This window comes from Protaetiibacter sp. SSC-01, assembly GCF_014483895.1.
GTDB lineage: Bacteria > Actinomycetota > Actinomycetes > Actinomycetales > Microbacteriaceae > Homoserinibacter.
This window is the reverse complement of sequence record NZ_CP059987.1, coordinates 1355573-1373818: the sequence shown is the minus strand read 5'-3', so window position 1 is coordinate 1373818 and position 18246 is coordinate 1355573. Positions and strand designations below refer to the sequence as shown.

General features: G+C 71.6%; 15 protein-coding genes. 2 read left to right on the top strand and 13 right to left on the bottom strand.

Annotated features, from left to right (window positions below; genetic code table 11):
- Window positions 1-21: 21 nt before the first annotated feature.
- On the bottom strand, window positions 22-1221 hold the full coding sequence (locus H4J02_RS06480) for a deoxyguanosinetriphosphate triphosphohydrolase (RefSeq protein WP_187676461.1): 1200 nt from the start codon (window positions 1219-1221) through the stop codon (window positions 22-24).
- A 37-nt stretch (window positions 1222-1258) separates the two neighbouring features.
- Window positions 1259-2419, bottom strand: coding sequence for a tRNA dihydrouridine synthase DusB (dusB, locus tag H4J02_RS06475; protein ID WP_187676258.1), 1161 nt, complete (start codon window positions 2417-2419; stop codon window positions 1259-1261).
- Between the two features lie 40 nt (window positions 2420-2459).
- Here dusB and H4J02_RS06470 point away from each other — a divergent pair, with 40 nt between their 5' ends.
- A complete protein-coding gene (locus tag H4J02_RS06470; protein ID WP_187676257.1) occupies window positions 2460-2942 on the top strand; it encodes an aminoacyl-tRNA deacylase in 483 nt (160 codons plus the stop codon).
- A 141-nt stretch (window positions 2943-3083) separates the two neighbouring features.
- Here H4J02_RS06470 and H4J02_RS06465 read toward each other — a convergent pair whose 3' ends face one another.
- The 8 genes from H4J02_RS06465 to H4J02_RS06430 all read right to left on the bottom strand — a co-directional run bounded on the left by H4J02_RS06465 (window position 3084) and on the right by H4J02_RS06430 (window position 13536).
- Window positions 3084-3746: a DsbA family protein gene (locus H4J02_RS06465; RefSeq protein WP_222942219.1), complete on the bottom strand. Its 663-nt coding sequence runs from the start codon at window positions 3744-3746 to the stop codon at window positions 3084-3086.
- Window positions 3747-3848: 102 nt separating this feature from the next.
- Complete coding sequence (locus tag H4J02_RS06460; protein ID WP_187676255.1) at window positions 3849-5213, bottom strand: UDP-glucose/GDP-mannose dehydrogenase family protein; 1365 nt, start codon at window positions 5211-5213, stop codon at window positions 3849-3851.
- A gap of 127 nt (window positions 5214-5340) precedes the next feature.
- Complete coding sequence (locus H4J02_RS06455; RefSeq protein ID WP_222942218.1) at window positions 5341-6441, bottom strand: nitrous oxide reductase family maturation protein NosD; 1101 nt, start codon at window positions 6439-6441, stop codon at window positions 5341-5343.
- A complete protein-coding gene (locus H4J02_RS06450) occupies window positions 6438-8321 on the bottom strand; it encodes a right-handed parallel beta-helix repeat-containing protein (RefSeq protein ID WP_187676254.1) in 1884 nt (627 codons plus the stop codon). Before H4J02_RS06450 ends, H4J02_RS06455 begins: the two co-directional genes overlap by 4 nt.
- Complete coding sequence (locus H4J02_RS06445; RefSeq protein WP_262406250.1) at window positions 8321-9622, bottom strand: glycosyltransferase; 1302 nt, start codon at window positions 9620-9622, stop codon at window positions 8321-8323. The genes H4J02_RS06450 and H4J02_RS06445 overlap by 1 nt, the downstream gene beginning before the upstream one ends.
- 306 nt (window positions 9623-9928) lie before the next feature.
- Window positions 9929-10984, bottom strand: a complete 1056-nt coding sequence (locus H4J02_RS06440) for a CPBP family intramembrane glutamic endopeptidase (RefSeq protein WP_187676253.1) — start codon at window positions 10982-10984, stop codon at window positions 9929-9931.
- Window positions 10984-12369: a glycine--tRNA ligase gene (locus H4J02_RS06435; protein ID WP_187676252.1), complete on the bottom strand. Its 1386-nt coding sequence runs from the start codon at window positions 12367-12369 to the stop codon at window positions 10984-10986. The genes H4J02_RS06440 and H4J02_RS06435 overlap by 1 nt, the downstream gene beginning before the upstream one ends.
- A gap of 102 nt (window positions 12370-12471) precedes the next feature.
- Entirely contained in the window at window positions 12472-13536 is a 1065-nt protein-coding gene (locus tag H4J02_RS06430) for an aminotransferase class V-fold PLP-dependent enzyme (RefSeq protein ID WP_262406249.1), read from the bottom strand.
- Between the two features lie 75 nt (window positions 13537-13611).
- On the opposite strand from H4J02_RS06430, the gene H4J02_RS06425 reads away from it, so the two are divergent.
- On the top strand, window positions 13612-14562 hold the full coding sequence (locus H4J02_RS06425) for a LysR family transcriptional regulator (RefSeq protein WP_187676250.1): 951 nt from the start codon (window positions 13612-13614) through the stop codon (window positions 14560-14562).
- Window positions 14563-14627: 65 nt separating this feature from the next.
- Here H4J02_RS06425 and H4J02_RS06420 read toward each other — a convergent pair whose 3' ends face one another.
- From H4J02_RS06420 to nadB, 3 genes are read right to left on the bottom strand one after another with little or no spacing between them, the layout of a single operon-like run.
- On the bottom strand, window positions 14628-15773 hold the full coding sequence (locus tag H4J02_RS06420; RefSeq protein WP_187676458.1) for a cysteine desulfurase family protein: 1146 nt from the start codon (window positions 15771-15773) through the stop codon (window positions 14628-14630).
- A gap of 10 nt (window positions 15774-15783) precedes the next feature.
- Window positions 15784-16629 (bottom strand): carboxylating nicotinate-nucleotide diphosphorylase, encoded by an 846-nt coding sequence (gene nadC / locus H4J02_RS06415; protein WP_187676249.1) that lies wholly within the window; start codon window positions 16627-16629, stop codon window positions 15784-15786.
- The gene (nadB, locus tag H4J02_RS06410; protein WP_187676248.1) at window positions 16626-18245 is read right to left on the bottom strand and encodes an L-aspartate oxidase; all 1620 of its coding nucleotides are present in this window, start codon (window positions 18243-18245) and stop codon (window positions 16626-16628) included. The genes nadC and nadB overlap by 4 nt, the downstream gene beginning before the upstream one ends.
- Between the last annotated feature and the right edge of the window lies 1 nt (window position 18246).

The following is an 18246-nucleotide window of genomic DNA, read 5'->3' as shown; positions in this document are numbered from 1 at the left end:
CCCGCGCCCGACGCCGTCGAACTAGCACAGCCTCTCGTGCCAGGCGTTGGCGGAGGGATCTGTGAGAGACGCGACCTGGTCGACGATCACGCGCTTGCGCGCCGTGTCGTCGGGGGCCGCCGCGAAGTCGGCCGCGAAACCGGCGTCGAGGTGCGACGGGGCGGCCCACAGCGCATCGGCGAGCTCCTTGAGGATGCGGCGCTGCTGCGCGTAGATCGGCTTGCGGGCGTTCGTCGACATGACGTTCGCGGCGACGATGCCCTTGAGCACCGCGATCTCGGCGCGCGTCTCGACCGGCACCACGACATCCGCCCCGAAGCGCGCGAGCGACGCCTGCGGGTAGGCCTCGCGCGTGGCGCGCACGGCCTCGCCCGCGAAGCGGCCGATGAGCTGCGAGGTGAGGTTCTTGAGTCGCGCCTGGTCGCGACGCGAGCCCTCCCACGAGTCGACCCAGTCGGGCAGGTTGTCGAGGCGGTCGAAGGCGGCCATGAGAGTCTCGTGGTCGAGCTCTCCCCCGATCCACTCCACCATGCTGTCGACGAGCTCGTCGTGGTTGACGCGTGCGGACAGGGCGCGCACGTCGAGGTAGCCCGTGATGATGGCGTCCTCGAGGTCGTGCACCGAGTAGGCGATGTCGTCGGAGAGGTCCATGACCTGCGCCTCGATGCAGCGCACGCGCGGCGGGGCGCCCGCGCGCAGCCAGGCGAAGGCCGGGGTGTCGTCGGCGTAGAAGCCGAACTTGCTGCGGCCCGAGGGGTCGGGGATGCCCTCCTGCTCGGGCCACGGGTACTTGCAGCTCGCATCGAGGCTCGCCCGCGTGAGGTTGAGGCCGTAGGCGCGGCCCTCGCGATCGAAGACCTTCGGTTCGAGTCGCGTCAGCAGGCGCAGGGTCTGCGCGTTGCCCTCGAAGCCGCCGATGTCGGCCGCCCAGTCGTTGAGCGCGCGCTCGCCGTTGTGGCCGTAGGGCGGATGCCCGAGGTCGTGGGCGAGGCACGCCGTGTCGACGACGTCGGGGTCGAGGCCGAGGTTGAGCGCGAGCTCGCGGCCCACCTGCGCGACCTCGAGCGAGTGCGTGAGGCGGTTGCGCGCGAAGTCGAGCCCGGCGGTGGGGCTCAGCACCTGCGTCTTGACGGCCAGGCGCCGCAGCGCGCTCGAGTGCAGGATGCGGGCGCGGTCGCGCGCGAAGTCGCTGCGGCGGGTCGAGTGCTCCTCGGGCAGCATCCGCTCGGCGTCGGCCGCGGAGTACCCGGGGGTCAGCTCAGCCACCGCTCGTGTCCAGTTCCGCCTCCGTGAGGGCGACGCGGTGCGTCTCCTGGAGTTCGCGCGAGTCGAGCCAGCGCTCGGGCAGCGCCGGCTGCTTCGGGGTGCCGGCGCGGCCGCGCTGGCCCTCGGCGTCGGCGCCCGGGTAGGCCTGGTCGACGTCGAGGCGGCCCAGCAGCTCGTCGATCTCGTCGAGGCTCGACGAGCGCGCGAGCGCCGCGCGCAGTTCGCCGCCGACGGCGTAGCCCTTGAAGTACCACGCGACGTGCTTGCGGATGTCGCGGCACGCACGGCCCTCGTCGCCGTCGAAGAAGTCGACGAGCAGCTCCGCGTGGCGACGGAACGCGGACGCGACCTCGCCGAGCGTCGGCTCGGCCTTGTGCTCGCGGCCCGAGAACGCGGCCGCGAGGTCGCCGAAGAGCCACGGGCGCCCGAGGCACCCGCGTCCGACGACGACGCCGTCGCATCCGGTCTCCTCGACCATGCGCACGGCGTCGGCCGCCGACCAGATGTCGCCGTTGCCGAGCACGGGGATGCTCGTGACGGTCTGCTTGAGCGTCGCGATCGCCGACCAGTCGGCCGTGCCGGAGTAGAAGTCGGCGGCCGTGCGCGCGTGGAGGGCCACGGCGGCGGCGCCGGCGCCCTCGGCGATGCGGCCCGCCTCGAGGTAGGTGAGGTGGTCGGCGTCGATGCCCTTGCGCATCTTGACCGTGAGCGGCAGCGGGCCGGCGGCCTTGACGGCTGCCTCGACGATGCCGCGGAACAGGTCGAGCTTCCACGGGAGCGCCGCTCCCCCGCCCTTGCGCGTGACCTTCGGCACGGGACAGCCGAAGTTGAGGTCGATGTGGTCGGCACGGTCCTCGGCGACGAGCATCGTCACCGCCTCGGCCATCGTCTTCGGGTCGACGCCGTACAGCTGGATCGAGCGGGGCGTCTCCGACTCGTGGTGCTTGATGAGGCGCATCGACTCGGGCGTGCGCTCGACGAGCGCGCGGCTCGTGATCATCTCGGACACGTAGAGGCCCGCGCCGTACTCGCGGCACAGGCGGCGGAACGCCGTGTTGGTGATGCCCGCCATGGGCGCGAGTACGACGGGCACGTCGAGGCGCAGCGGGCCGATCGACAGCGCGGGCGCCGGGGGCGCGAATAGGGTGGACATCCCCTCGATTCTTTCAGATGACGCCGTGAGGAGACCGGACATGGGCACGGGACGCGAACGCGTGGCGGAGGATGCGGCCGCGCGCGGCATCGAGGTCGAGTTCGTCGAGCGCCAGGCGGCGGCGTCGCTCGAGGAGGCCGCCGCGATCCTCGGCATCACGCCCGCCGACATCGTCAAGTCGCTCGTCGTGAAGCGCAGCGACGGCACCTTCCTCTTCGCGGAGATCCCGGGTGACCGCGTCATCTCGTGGCCGAAGCTGCGCGCGCTCGTCGGGGTCAACAAGCTGCAGCTGCCCGACGCATCCGTCGCCCTCGAGGCGACCGGATACGAGCGCGGCACGATCACGCCGCTCGGCTCCACCAACGCGTGGCCCGTCTATGTCGACGAGCGGATCGTCGGACGTCGCGTCTCGATGGGCGCGGGCGAGCACGGCACGAGCCTCTTCGTCGACGCCGACGCGCTCATCGCGGGGCTCGGCGCCGCTGTCGCCGATATCAGCGACCCCGCTCCCGCCCGTCCATAGTTCCCGTTCCGCGTGTTCGCACCCGTTCCTTCGGCGACTAAGACGCGGAACGGGAACTCTCGCGAGGCGGGGCCTGCGGGACCTCGCACACGTCGCCCTCGCACGCGACGGCCGACGGGTCGCCGAGCGGGATGAGGCCGCTCACGACGCGACCCCCGCATCCGCCTTCTCCGCAGCGACCTGGCGCAGCACCTCGGCGAAGGTCGCCGACTCCTGCGCGCCCGAGACGCCGTACTTGCGGTCGATGACGAAGAACGGCACGCCCTGGATGCCGAAGTCACGCGCGACGGCCTGGTCCTCGTGCACGTCGGCGAGGTGCTCATCGGCCTCGAGCGAGCGGATGACGTCGTCGCGGTCGAAGCCGAGCTCGGCCGCGAGGTCGGCGAGGTCCTCGATGCGGCCGACGTGGCGGCCCTCCTGGAAGTAGGCGGAGAGCAGGCGCTCCTTCATCTCGAGCTGGCGCCCGCGGAGCTTCGCATAGTGCAGCAGCTGGTGCGCCTTGACGGTGTTGGTGTGCTGCAGCGCGTCGTAGTCGTAGTGCAGTCCCACGGATGCCGCGATTCCGGTGACGCGGTCGATCATCTGCTTCGCGGTCGCCTCGGGGATGCCCTTGTGGTGTGCGAGGAACTCCACCTCGCTGCCCTCGAAGTCGACGGGCGTGTCGGGGGAGAGCTCGAAGGAGTGGTACTCGATCTCGACGGGCACGCCGGCCTCGGCGGCTCCCGCCTCGAAGCGGCGCTTGCCGATGAAGCACCACGGGCACGCGATGTCGGACCAGATGTCGATCTTGAGAGGTTCGGGCACGATGAGTGTCAACGCCGGCGACCCGCGGACCATTCCCGGGCAGGCGTCTGCCGGGGCTCGGCTCCCGATCAGCCGGGCCCCGGCAGAACTCTGCGGGCGTGATCAGGCGTGGGCGACCGAGTCCTTGTCGTTCTCGACGAGCTGCGCGGTCGCGGCCTCCGCGGGGCGCCCGAGGGCGCGGTACTCCCACCCGGCGGCGCGATAGCGGCTCGCGTCGAGGGCGTGGCGACCGTCGACGATGCGGCGTCCGGAGACGAGCGCGCCGAGGTCGCGGGGGTCGGCACGACGGAACTCGTCCCACTCCGTGAGGAGCACCACGACATCCGCGTCCATGACGGCCTCGGCGAGGGTGCCGACGTAGTCGAGGTCCGGATAGACGCGGTGGGCGTTGGCGTTCGCCTCGGGGTCGTACACGACGACCCGCGCTCCCTCGAGGTACAGCATCCGGGCCACGTCGAGCGCCGGCGCGTCGCGCACGTCGTCGGAGTTCGGCTTGAAAGCCGCCCCGAGGGCCGCGATGCGGGCGCCCTGCAACGAGCCGCCCGCGAGCTCCCGCACGAGGTCGACGGTGCGCGACCGCCGCCGCTGGTTGATCTGGTCGACCTCGTCGAGAAAGCGCACGGCCTGCCCCACCCCGAGCTCCTCGGCGCGCGCACGGAAGGCGCGGATGTCCTTCGGCAGGCAGCCGCCGCCGAAACCGAGACCGGGCTTGAGGAAGCGACCGCCGATGCGGTCGTCGTAGGCGAGCGCCGTCGCGAGGAGGTTGACGTCGGCCCCCGTGGCCTCGCACACCTCGGCCATCGCGTTGATGTACGAGATCTTGGTGGCGAGGAACGAGTTCGCCGCCACCTTGACGAGCTCCGCGGTGGCGGTGTCGGCGACGACGAGGGGCGTGCCCTCGTCGAGCAGCGGCCGGAAGGCGACCCGCAGCTGACGCTCCGCCCACTCCGAGTCGACGCCGAAGACGAGGCGGTCGGGGTGGAGGGTGTCCTCGACCGCGAAACCCTCACGCAGGAACTCCGGGTTCCAGGCGAGCTCGAGCTCGTCGCCGAGCGGCGACACCGAGCGCACGAGTTGCGCGAGGCGCGCGGCCGTCCCGACCGGGACGGTCGACTTGCCGATGAGGAGCGTCTTGCGGTCGATGCGCCGGGCGAGCTCCGTGAAGGCCGCATCGACGTACCGGAGGTCGGCCGCGTGGGAACCCGGCTGCTGCGGGGTGCCGACGCACACGAAGTGCACGTCGCCGAACGCGGCGGCCTCGTCGAACGAGGTCGTGAAGCGCAGCCGGCCCGACGCGAGCGCATCCTGGAGCTTCTCCGGCAGGCCGGGCTCGTAGAACGGGACGCGACCGGACGCGAGCAGCTCGACCTTCGCGGGATCGACGTCGACGCCGAGCACCTCGAAGCCGAGCACGGCCATGCAGACGGCGTGGGTGGCGCCGAGGTAGCCGGTGCCGATGACGGTCATCCGGGGCTTCTCGACGTGGGGCGCGGTGGGGTGGGTCAACGGAACCTCCAGGGTGTGAGGTGATGCGGGGGTGTGTTCGAGGGGGCCGCACGGATCGGGTTGGCGGCTGCGGGCGCGCGAGGCGGGATCAGCGGCAGGTCACATTGCTGAACCCTTCTCCCGCGTCCGAGACCTGGTTGTCGCACGTCACGCGGTTGTCGTTGACGGGCGTGAGGGAGAACCCGAAGCCGGGTCCGTTGACGATCGCGACGTTGGCCCGGAACACGTTGCGCGTGCCCCATCCGCCGGTGCCGATCTCGTGCGTCTGGAATCCGTCGAGCGGCGAGTTCCGCCCGGTGTTGCCCTCGATGATCCAGTCGTTGCCCTTGACGTCGACCCAGCTGTCGGCCGCGACGATGCGCGAGCCGTCGAAGGTGTTCCCGCGAACGACACCGCCGGTCGTGCCCTCCTTGATGTCGATGGCCTCGGAGGTCGTGCCGTGGATGTAGTTGCCCTCGACGAGGTTGCGGTCGGAACGGTCGGGCTCGCAGTCGGTGATCGTGCACCAGTTGCTGTCGGCGGAGCCCACGTAGACGCCCTCTCCGAACTTGTCGCGGCGCAGACCCGTGTCGCTGATGTCGTTGCCCACGACGCGGTTGTCGGTCGAGTGCTTGCGCAGGTGGATCGCCTCGTCGCCGATGTGGAAGACCGTGAGGTTCTGGATCGTCGTGCCGACCGTGCCGTCGGCCATGACGCCCTTCTGCCCGTTCGTGACCGAGAAGCCGATGAGGTGCCAGTACTGCGCGCCGTCGAGGTGGAAGACGTAGCCGCCCTTGACCCCCTCGCCGTCGAGCACGGCGTCCTGGGGGCCGCACAGGGTGACGAGCTCGTTCTGGGTGCCGGAAGCCGTCGCGACGAACTTCCCCGCGTAGGTGCCGGGCTGCATGACGATCACGTCTCCCGGCTCAGCCGAGGTGAGCGCCGCGGAGAGCTCGTCGGCGTCGGTGACGTCGACGGTGGGCGCGGGGCACCCGACCACCTCCTGGACGGATGCCGGCGCCTCTCCCCCGGCGGTCTCGGTCGGTCGCGGCGACTCGGTGCGGCCGGGCGTCGCCGTCGACACGGCGACGGGCGTGCGCGGCGTCGAGGCGAGCGTGCTGACCGTCCAGACGAGCGCGACGACGACGCCGCCGGCGACGAACGCGATGGCCGCGAGGAGCCACGGACGCGAGACGAGCGCGGCGATCATGCGGCTTCTCCCGGTCGTTCCTCGCGGGGCTCGCGCGTGGCCCGATGCAGTTCGACCGGCTCGCGCCCGAAGTCGCGCGGATCCGCGATCCCGGCCGTGAGGTCCGACAGCGGCACGTGCGTGCTGTACGGGTGCGTGATCTCACGGCGCGGCTTCCGCCTCCGCAACCCGCGGATGGCCGTGACGAGCACGATGAGCCCGAGCAGCATCCACACGAGGGTGAGGGGCTGGAAGATGCTGCGCAGGATGACGTCGAGCGGTTTGGTGCCCTGCCAGGCGCCGACGTCGTTTCCGTCGACGATCGGCTCCGTCTCGGCGCGCGCGGTGTCGATGGCGCTCGGCCCGCGGCCGGCGACGGAGTTGTCGCTGATCGTGGAGGTGCCGAGGTCGCGGATGAGCGTGATGCCGTGGTTGCTCACGTCGGTGATCGTGTTCCGGTCGATCGTGCCCGATGCGTCGCGCAGGTAGATGCCGACCTCGCCGCCCGACACGGCGTTGCCCTGCACGAGCGCCTCGCTCACTCCGTCGCGCAGGGCGATCGCGTGCTCGGCGGAATCCTCCACGATGTTGTCGGTGATCGTCACGCCGATCACGTCATCGGCCACGACGATGCCCATCTCGTGACCCTCGACGGTGTTGCCGTCGAGCACGATCTGGCGCCCGCCGACGACCTCGATCCCGTAGCGGCCGTTGCCGGCCACGAGCGAGTCGCCCACGGCGTTGTTGCCGTAGCTGCCGAGGGGGGTGCCCGTCGCGCTGGGACCGTCGGCGAGCGGCCCGCCCTCGATCGTCACGCCATTGCGTCCGTTGGCCTCGGAGGTGAGCCTGTCGATCTGCACCCCCGTCGCGGCACGCGTGACGCGCAGCCCGTCGACGCCGTTGTCGGACGTCGAGGTGTTGTGCACGACCGTCTTCGTCACGCCGCGGTGGAGCACGAGGCCGTCGACGAGGTTGTGGGAGAAGGTCGAGTCGCGGATGTCGACGCCGGCGGCGCTCGTGACGAACATGCCGAAGGCGTTGTCGCGGCTCTCGACGTCGTCGATGTCGGCCGACACGAAGCTGTAGGCACCGAGGTCCGGCGGCATGTCGAGCACCTCGGCCGCGCCGACCGGGAAGAGCTCGGTGCCGTAGACGGACGGCGCCTCGACGTCGACGACGCGGTTGTCGGGTGCGTGCTCGGAGAGCGTGTCGGGCGGCGCCGTCCCGGTGAGGGCGATGCCGCCGGTCGCACCCGACCAGAAACCCAGGTCGTGGAATCGCACGTGCGAGAAGCTCGCGTGGCCGCCCGTCACGCGCAGGTACGCGCGTCCGTCGGCGGTCTCGGTGTCGGGTCCCTGCGCGACGGGATCCCATCCGCTCACCTCGACGGGGCGATCGGCCGTGCCGACGATCTCGACGCTCCCCCCGATCGTCACGATCGACACGAAGGCGTCGGGAGTGCTCTCCATGTGCAGCACGAGCCCGTCCTTGGACGCGAGCCGGAGGGTCGCACCCTGCTCGACGACGATGTTCTCGCTCAGCAGGTAGCTGCCGTCCGGCTGCCGCACGAAGGTGCTCGGCGCGTACTCGAGCAGGTCGTCGAGGGTGTACGGGGACTCCCGGCGGATGAGCACGAGCGTGTAGGTGTTGCCCGTCACGAGGCGGTACGGGCGCCCCTGGTTGACGTTCGTCCAGCCGACGGCATTCGAGATGGACCGCACCTCGATGAGCCGTCGCTCCTCGTTCCCCACGAGCAGCGCCTCGAGCGCCGGGTCGCCGGGATAGGGGTCGCCCGTGATGACCTCGGGGTCGGCGGGACCCGCCGCGTGAGCCGGGAGCGGGACGAGGGTCAGCGCCAGTCCGACGGCGAGGGCTCCGATGAGCGGCGCGCGGCGCGACATCACGCCACCTCGGGGACGAGCGTGCGCGCGGTCTGACCGTCGCCCCCGACCGTGTCGGCGTGCCGGGTGAGCCAGCCCTGCTTGTTCAAGGTCACGAACGCGTACGCCTTGAGCGGCAGCGCGATGAGGATGACCGTGAGCGTCACGATCGGCAGGATCAGGAGGTCGAGCGGCCTGCGCCGCAGGTGCGACATCCCGCGGATGCCGCGCCCGATGAGGAGCCACGCGACGACCGCCCAGATGCCCACGGTCGTGAGCTCGAGGCGGCTGAGCAGGATGTAGCCGACGGTGAGGCCCATCGTGACGGGAGTGAGGAGGATCTGGAGCACCGTGATCTTGGTGACGAACGGCACGCGCCACAGCCATCCCTTGAAGATCGCCGTGAGGTAGGTGCGGTACGAGTTGCGGCTCCACCTGACCCGCTGCTTGACGAACGCCCGGAAGCTCGAGGGGAACATGGAGAGCGCCTTGGCGGAGCGCTGGTGCACCGTCTTGTACCCGGAGGCGAGCACGAGCCAGGTCAGGCGCCCGTCGTCGCCCGCGATGCAGCGACGCCCGAGGAAGAACTCGTTCTCGAGATTGTCGAGCACGGGCAGCACGGCCGCCCGCCGATAGACCGCCGTGCGGCCGGAGATGCACGCGACGGCGCCCTTGCTGCCCATCGCGGGAACGTAGTTGTAGTAGCGGAGGTCGACGAGCCAATCGGCGACCATGCGCCAGAGGCTCGTGTGCCGCTGATACACGTTCTGCTGGGTGCTGACGCCGCCGACGAGCGGGTCCGCGAAGGGCATCTGGACGTTCTCGAGCAGTCCGGGTGTCCACGAGGTGTCGGAGTCGACGAGCACGAGGATCTCGCTCGTCGCGAGGCGGATGCCGACACCGAGCGCCGAGCGCTTGCCCGCGTGGTGGAAGAGGATGGGGCGGATGCGATCGTCGCCGAGGGCGACGATCCGGTCGTACGCATCGAGGTCGGCGACGTCGAGCACGATGATGATCTCGGTCGGGTTCTGCGCGCGCCAGGTCTCGAGACAGCGCATGAGGATGTCGGGATCCTCGTGGAACGACGGCACGATGACCGAGGTCGTCGTGCGGAAGTCGGTCACGATCGCCTTGCTGCGCGCCGAGAGGATGACGCGATAGAGCCACAGCGACCAGACGATGAGGCCGGCGACCGCGAGCGGGAAGTACGGCGCGATGCCGGCGACGAGGTCGCCGAGGTACGCCCAGCTGAACTGGACGTCGTCCATCCAGTCGGACGGCGCGGTCGGTGCGGGGGAAGCGGGAACGACGGAATGACGCATCGGGACTCCTCGGGGGGAAAGGACGTCGAACTGCTGTCTACCGACACCGCGGCGGCGCGCAGGTCACGCGCATCCGCGGTGGGGTCGCCGTCGACCGCTGGCGAGAGAGCATCGGGAACGCGAGATCGGGGGCGCGTATCCGGTACGCCATCGGCTGATGGCAGACTGTCTCACCGGCCCGAGCGGGATGTCAACGCATCCGGGTGCCCAACGGCGCGATGTTCACACGGAGTTCACACGAGGGGCTTCGGTGTAATCCCCGTGACATCTTCCTGGCGAGAGACCTCGGGTGAGGATCCGTCGGGGTCAGGCAGGAGCGCCCGATGCGAGCTCTCGCACGCGCGCGATGCCCCGCCGCCGCGCGCCCCACTCGACCCACGCGAGGTACCCGACCGTGAAGACGAGCTGGATGAGCGGTGCGAGCACGGTGCTGCCCTCCGAGCTCATGACGGTGGTGCCGAGGACGCCGCTCGCGAGCAGCAGGAACGAGATGACGTTGTTGACGACGTGGAGCGCGATGGCGGCCTCGAGGCCGCCCGTGCGCCACGTGACGATCGCGAAGCCGGCGCCCATGACGGCGACCGACAGCATCCCCCAGAGCTCGTACTGGGTGTGGCCGACCGTGAAGATGATCGTCGAGAGCACGATGCCGATCCACACGGGCCGCACCCACGCGCCGAGCGTCTGCATGATGAGCCCGCGGAACACGTACTCCTCGGCCGCCGACTGCAGCGGCACGAGCAGCAGGATGATGACGACGGATGCCACGAAGACGCCCGCGTCGACGGGCACGGGCTCGAGGGTCTCGCCGAAGGCGAGCGGCACGAACGACAGCCCCACGTTCGCGACCGTGATGGCCAGCGCCGGGATCGCGCACCACAGCATCCATCCCCAGCGCAGCCGGAACGTCACCGAGTGCCGCAGCCCGACGGGGCGCAGTCCCGCGCACAGCATCGCGAGCGGAACGCACGGCAGCATGATCGCGACCGAGACGAGCAGGTAGCCGAGGCTCAACGGGTTCGACGTGTCGCTCAGGTGCGCGAGCAGCGCGTTCTGGTCGGAGACCGTCGTGAAGTCGACGTCGTCCGTCGCGAACGCGATGATGAACCAGATGACCGCGACGATGACCGACGCGACGAGGAAGAAGACGCCGAACAGCGCGACCGCCACCAGCGGACGCCACCACGCGTAGCGCGGGCCGGTGCGGAACAGGCGGTGGTAGGGCGCCGGATCCTCAACCGGGGCCGGGAGCGCCGATCGCGCGAGCTCGTACGGGACGGGTCCGCCCGCCGGGTAGGGCGGCGGCACGGCGCCCGCTGCGTCCGACGGCTGCGCAGCGTCCGCGGGCTCCCCCCAGCTCATCAGGCGCCGCGCAGGCGCTCGGCGAGGTAGCCGTGCAGGCGGTCGAGCGACACGCGCTCCTGCGCCATCGTGTCGCGCTCGCGCACGGTCACGGCCTTGTCGTCGAGGGTGTCGAAGTCGACCGTCACGGCGAACGGCGTGCCGATCTCGTCCTGGCGGCGGTAGCGGCGGCCGATGGCGCCCGCGTCGTCGAACTCGATCATCCAGTCCTCGCGGAGGTCGGCAGCGAGCTCGCGCGCGACGGGAGACAGCTGCTCGTTGCGCGAGAGCGGGAGCACGGCGGCCTTGACGGGCGCGAGGCGACGGTCGAGGCGCAGCACGGTACGGGTGTCGACACCGCCCTTCGCGTTGGGGGCCTCGTCCTCGTGGTACGCGTCGATGAGGAAGGCCATGAGGGCGCGCGTGAGACCGAACGCCGGCTCGATGACGTACGGCACCCAGCGCTCACCGGTCGTCTGATCGAAGTACGACAGGTCCTTGCCGGAGTGCTCCGAGTGCGTCTTGAGGTCGAAGTCGGTGCGGTTCGCGATGCCCATGAGCTCGCCCCACTCTCCCGAGGCGAAGTTGAAGCGGTACTCGACGTCGACGGTGCGCTTCGAGTAGTGACTGAGCTTCTCCTTGGGGTGCTCGTAGAAGCGCAGGTTGTCCTCGCGGATGCCGAGGCCGCGATACCAGTCGTACGACGCGTCGATCCAGTACTGGTGCCACTCCTCGTCCGTTCCGGGCTGGACGAAGAACTCCATCTCCATCTGCTCGAACTCGCGCGTGCGGAAGATGAAGTTGCCGGGCGTGATCTCGTTGCGGAAGCTCTTGCCGATCTGGGCGATGCCGAACGGGGGCTTCATGCGCGCGCTCGAGAGCACGTTGGCGAAGTTGACGAAGATGCCCTGGGCCGTCTCGGGGCGGAGGTAGTGCATGCCCTCCTCGTCGTCGACGGGGCCGAGGAAGGTCTTGAGCAGTCCGGAGAACGCGCGCGGCTCGGTCCACTGACCGCGCGTGCCGCAGTTCTCGCACAAGATGTCGGCGAGGCCGTTCTCAGGCGCGCGGCCCTTCTTCTCCTCGTAGGCCTCGAGCAGGTGGTCCTCGCGGTAGCGCTTGTGGCAGTGCAGGCACTCGATGAGCGGGTCGGAGAACACCTCGACGTGGCCGGATGCCTCCCACACCTGGCGGGGCAGGATGACCGACGAGTCGATGCCGACGATGTCGTCACGGCGCTGCACCATGAACTTCCACCACTCGCGCTTGATGTTCTCCTTGAGCGCGGTGCCGAGCGGGCCGTAGTCCCACGCCGAGCGCGAGCCGCCGTAGATCTCACCCGCCTGGTAGACGAAACCTCGGCGCTTCGCGAGGGAGATGACCTGGTCGAGGGGGTTGGGCGTCGCCACGGGGAGCTCCTGATGATCGGGCCGCGCCGGCTTGCGCGGTGCGAGATGAGAACTCCCAGCCTACCGATCCGGGCCAGGCCGCATCGCACCGCCGCGGCGCGCTCAGCTTCGGCGCACGGCCTGCACGATCGCGGCGACGTCCTCCTCCGTGTTCCACAGGTGGAACGACGCACGCGCCCGGCCTGCGCGGCCCGAGATGCGGATGCCGGCGGCCGCCATCGCAGCGAGCTGCGCGCCGTCGGGGTCGGGCCACGAGACGATCGCCTGGCGCTGCGGCGGCAGTCCGAGCTCCGCGCACAGCAGCTCGCCGAGCCCCGCGGCGCGGTCCCAGATCTCCGCGATGTCGAGCTCGGAGAAGAGGCCGATCGACTGCTCCGCGCCGATCCACGCCTGCCACGCGGGCGAGACGTCGAAGCGGCGCGCGTCGGAGGCAAGCGTGATGTCGTGGCCGTAGCAGCTCTGCCAGACCTCCTGGCCCGCGTACCAGCCGCCCTGCGTGGGGCGCAGGAGGGTCTCCGCGGCCGAGCCGACCGTGAGGAAGCTCACTCCGCGCGGCGAGCAGAGCCACTTGTAGGCGTGGCACACGGTGATGTCGAAGTCGTCGGCGCGCACCGGCAGCACGCCCGTCGCCTGGGTCGTGTCGCAGAAGGTGAGGGCGCCGTGACGCGCGGCGGCCTCGCCGATGGCCGCGGCATCCGCGACGACCCCCGTCGCCGACTGCACGAGCGAGTAGACGACGAGGAAGGTGTCGTCGGTGATGCTCTCGGCGAGGGCCTCGAGGGGCACGGCGCGCACGCTCGCGCCCGGACGCTGCGCAAAGGGCGTGACGAGCGACGAGAAGTCGCGTTCGGCGATGAGCACCTCGGCGCCCGCGGGAACGGATGCCGCCACGACCGCCGCCTGCACGGAGGTCTGCGAGCCGATCGCGACGCGCGAGGCATCGACGCCGACGAGCCGCGCGTAGGACGCCCGCGTGCGCTCGATGACGGGGTCGTAGCCCTGGGGGTCGCGGTCGGCGCGGGCCCAGGCGTCGAGATCGGCGCGCAGCGCCTCGACGGCGCGGCGCGGCGGGATGCCGATGGACGCGGTCGCGACGTAGCCGCGGGGCTCGCCGAACTCGGCGATCGCTGCGGCCAGCTCGCGGGAGGGCGCGGTCAGGATGCTCACCCCTCCAGCGTGGGTGCCCATGATGTATCGCACAAGGTCATGTCTCGGATGGCATCCATTCGGTAGCGTTATGGAATGGACGTCGACCTCGACCTGCAGTCGGTGCGCATCGTGCGGGCGATCGCCGAGCACGGCTCGATCAGCCGCGCCGCACGCGCCCTCGGCTACAGCCAGCCGGCCGTGAGCCAGCACCTGCGCCGCGCGGAGCAGCGCCTCGGCGTACCGCTCGTCGTGCGCGCGGGCCGCGGCGTGCGCCTCACCGAGCCCGGCATGGTGCTCGCGCGCCACGCGCAGTCCATCGGGCAGGCGCTCGACGCCGCCCGCGGCGAGCTCGCCGAGATCGTGGGGCTCCGCACCGGCACCGTGCGCCTCGCGGCGTTCCCCACGGCGTCGTCGACGATCGTGCCGCGGCTCCTGCGCGGGCTGCGGGAGCGGCATCCGGGGCTCACGGTGAGCTACGTCGAGGCCGAGCCGCCCGAGGCGCTCGGGATGCTGCGCGACGGGCTCGTCGACCTCGCGATCACCTTCGCCTATCCCGGCGACCGCGCCGACCCGCACCGCGAGTCGGAGGGTCCCGTCGAGACCGAGCTGCTCTACACGGAGCCGGTCGTCATCGCGCTGCCCGAGTCGCATCCGCTCGCCCTCGACGGCGGCCCCGTCGAGCTCGCACGCCTCGGGGGCGAGCGCTGGATCGCCGGATGCCCGCTGTGCCGCGGCCACCTGCTCGCGGCGTGCGAGGCGGTGGGCGTCGAGCCCGAGATCGAGCTCGAGACCGACAACGCGATCGCGGTGCTCAACCTCGTGGCGTCAGGTCTCGGGGTCGCGCTGCTCCCCCGCCTCGCACTCGCGACGGCCGTGCCGCCCGAGGGCGCCGCCGTGCGGGCGACCTCGCCGTCGAGCGACCGCTCGATCCAGGTCGTCGCGCAGCACGGCTCCCGCCGGGTGCCCTCGATCGCCGCCGTGCTCGACGTCGTCGCGGCGCTCGACGGTCGCGACTGGGGCCTCACCGCCACCCCGCACCCCTGACCTCCATAGTTCCCGTTCCGCGTCTTTGCACCCGTTCCTTCGGCGACTATCGCGCGGAACGGGAACTAACGGCGAGTGTCGAGGCTGCCGAGAGTGGTGACGGCGGCGACGACACGATCGACGACCTCGGATGCCTGCGCCGGCGTCACGTCGGACGGGAGCGTGAAGCGCACGGCGGTCTGGGCGACCTCGGGCGCGATGCCGAGGGCGAGGAGCACGGGCGAGGGTTCGTCGCTGCCCGCGGCGCACGCGGACCCCGACGACGAGACGATGCCGCGGGCCTCGAGCTCGAGCAGCACGGCCTCGCCGCTCGTGCCCGGGAAGCAGAAGGAGGCGTGGCCCGGGAGGCGCTCGGTGCGCGAGCCCGTGAGGAAGGCGCCCGGCACGCGCGACAGCACGCCGTCGATGATCGTGTCGCGCGCCGCCATCACGTTCTGCTTGTGCGGGCGCTCGAGCGCCGCGAGGGCGAGCGCCGTCGCGAGTGCCACGACACCCGCGACGTTCTCGGTGCCCGACCTCCTGCCGCGCTCCTGGCCGCCCCCGTGCAGGAGCGGCTCGAGCGGCAGCGACCCGCGCACGCCGAGGGCGCCGATGCCTTTGGGTGCGCCGAGCTTGTGGCCCGCGATCGACACGGCGTCGACGCCCAGCGCCTCGAGACCGACGTCGAGCGCGTCGGCCGACTGCACGGCATCCGTGTGGAACGGCACGGCGAGCTCGTGTGCGACGGCCGCGAGCTCGCGGATCGGCTGCACGGTGCCGATCTCGTTGCTCGCGTGCTGGATGCTCACGAGGGTCGTGTCGGGGCGGAGCGCCGCCGACAGCTCGTCGGGCGACACCAGCCCCTCGCCGTCGACGGGCAGCACGGTGACCTCGAAGCCGTGCAGGCGCCTCAGGTAGTCCACCGACTCCGCGACCGCCTCGTGCTCGACGACGCTCGTGACGACGTGGCGACCTCGCGGGGCGCCGAGCGCGATGCCTTTGATCGCGAGGTTGTCGGCCTCCGTGCCGCCCGAGGTGAACACGATCTCGGAGGGGCGGCATCCGAGCTGCTCGGCGATCGTCGCGCGCGCCGCCTGCACGGCGTGCGCCGCGCGCTCCCCCAGCTGGTGGTGGCTCGAGGGGTTGCCGAAGTCGCCCGTGAGGTACGGCCACATCGACTCGAGCACCTCGCGGCGCACGGGCGTCGTCGCGGCGGTGTCGAGGTAGAGCAGCTCGTCCATGTCAGGCGACCGTGACGTCGAGCCCCAGGTCGAGCGAGCGCACGCTGTGGGTGAGGGCGCCGACCGAGATGACGTCGACCCCGCTCTCGGCGATCGCCCGCACGGAGTCGAGGTTGACACCGCCCGACGCCTCGACGATCGCCCGGCCCGCGACGAGGGCCACGCCCTCGCGCAGCTCGTCGGGCGTGAAGTTGTCGAGCATGATCGTGTCGACCCCCGCCGCCACGACCTCCTCGACCTGGTCGATGCGGTCGACCTCGACCTCGAGGTGCACGGTGTGCCCGAGGTGCGCGCGTGCGCGGCGGATGGCGTCGCCGACGCCCATGCCCTGGGCGGCGAGCACGGCGAGGTGGTTGTCCTTCGCCATGACGGCATCCGAGAGCGAGAACCGGTGGTTGCGCCCGCCGCCGTCGCGCACCGCCTGGCGTTCGAGGATGCGGAGGCCCGGCGTAGTCTTGCGCGTGTCGACGATGCGAGCGCTCGTGCCGTCGATCGCCGCGACGTAGCGCGCGGTGAGGGTCGCGATGCCGCTCATGCGCTGCACGAGGTTGAGCGCGATGCGCTCGGCACGCAGCACCGCCCGCGCCGGGCCGTCGACGCTCGCGAGCACGGCGCCCGCCGCGAACGGCTCGCCGTCCGCGAGGCCCAGCTCGACCGTCGTGCCTGCGTCGACGAGCTCGAAGACGCGCGCGAAGACCTCCGCACCCGAGAACACGCCCGGCTCCCGCGCGACGAGGAGAGCGGATGCCGTGGCCGCCTCCGGCACGAACGCCTCGCTCGTGAGGTCGCCCCACGGGGCGTCCTCGGCGAGGGCGCGGCGGATGATGTCGTCGACCTGCTCGCTCACGCGGGGACCTCCTCGGTCAGGGCGGCGGTCTCGAGCCGCCACGCGAGCGAGTGCCGCCACTCCTCGCGCGTCTCGGGCGCATCCGTGCGGTCGTGGGCGCCGCGCGACTCCTCGCGCACGAGCGCCGCGTGGGTCACGAGGCGCGCGAGGTCGAGGAGGTTGCGGTCCTCGAGCTCGGCGACCGTCGTCGCGTCGACCGACCACTCGGCGAGCGTCTCGGCCGCGGCGCGCAGCGTGGTGGCGTCGCGCTCGAGGCCGACGGCGGCCCAGATGAGGTTCTGGATGTCGGCCCGACCAGGTGATCGAGGGGCGTCCGCCGCGGGCGGCCGCGCCTCGAGATCAGCGGAATGGAGGACCTGGAGGCGGTGGTCTCGAGACGCGTGCGGCTGCGCCGCGCGCTCCTCGACCGCCTGCGGTGCGGCAGCGGCATCCGCATCCAGCGCGTCCGCCGCGCGCCACGCGAACACGAGCGACTCGAGCAGCGAGTTCGACGCGAGGCGGTTCGCGCCGTGCACGCCCGTGCACGCCGCCTCGCCGACGGCGTACAAGCCCGGCACGCTCGTGCGTCCGTCGAGGTCGGTGCGCACACCGCCCATCCAGTAGTGCGCCGCGGGGGTGACGGGTACGGGCTCGCGTGTCCAGTCGAAACCGTGCTCGCGCGTGACGCGCGTGATGCTCGGGAACCGCTCGGCGAGGAAGCCGGGCTCGTGCGCTGCCTCCACGCCCGTCGCGTCGAGCAGCACGGGGCGCCCCTCCTGGCGCGCCATGGCCGCCGCGATGCCGCGGGCCACGACGTCGCGGGGCGCGAGCTCGCCATCAGGGTGCACGTCGAACATGAAGCGATGCCCGTGCTCGTCGAGCAGCACGGCACCCTCGCCGCGAACGGCCTCGGAGACGAGCGGGCTGCCCGGCACCGCGAGGGCCGTGGGGTGGAACTGGTAGAACTCCACATCGGCGAGCTCCGCGCCCGCACGCCATGCGGCGGCGATGCCGTCGCCCGTCGTGACGGCCGGGTTGGTCGTGTGACGGTAGAGCTGCCCCGCGCCCCCCGAGGCGAGCACGACGGCATCCGCGTCGAGGCGGAACCCCGTGCCGTCGGGGCCGACGGCATCGATCCCGACCACTCGCTCGACACCGTCCGCGTCGCGCGCGACGACGAGGTCGCGCATGAAGGTGTGCTCGTGCACCTCCACGGCGATCGAGCGCACGGCGCGCAGGAGCGCGACCTCGATCGCGAGCCCCGTCGCATCCCCGCCCGCATGGATGACGCGCCGCGCCGAGTGCGCCGCCTCGTGTCCGCGCGCGAGCTCGCCGTCGGCGGCCCGGTCGAACTCGACCCCGAGCGCGATGAGGTCGCGCACGCGCTGCGGTCCCTCAGTACACAGCACCTCGACGGCCGGCACGTCGCACAGGCCCGCGCCCGCGCGGAGCGTGTCCTCGATGTGCGACGCGGCCGAGTCGTCGGGGAAGAGCGCCGCCGCGATGCCGCCCTGCGCGTACTTCGTGTTCGACTCCGCGAGCTCCGCCTTCGTCACGAGCACGACGTCGTGACGGGCGCTCGCCCGGTAGGCGGCGATGAGACCGGCGATGCCCGTGCCGACGACGACGACGCGCATG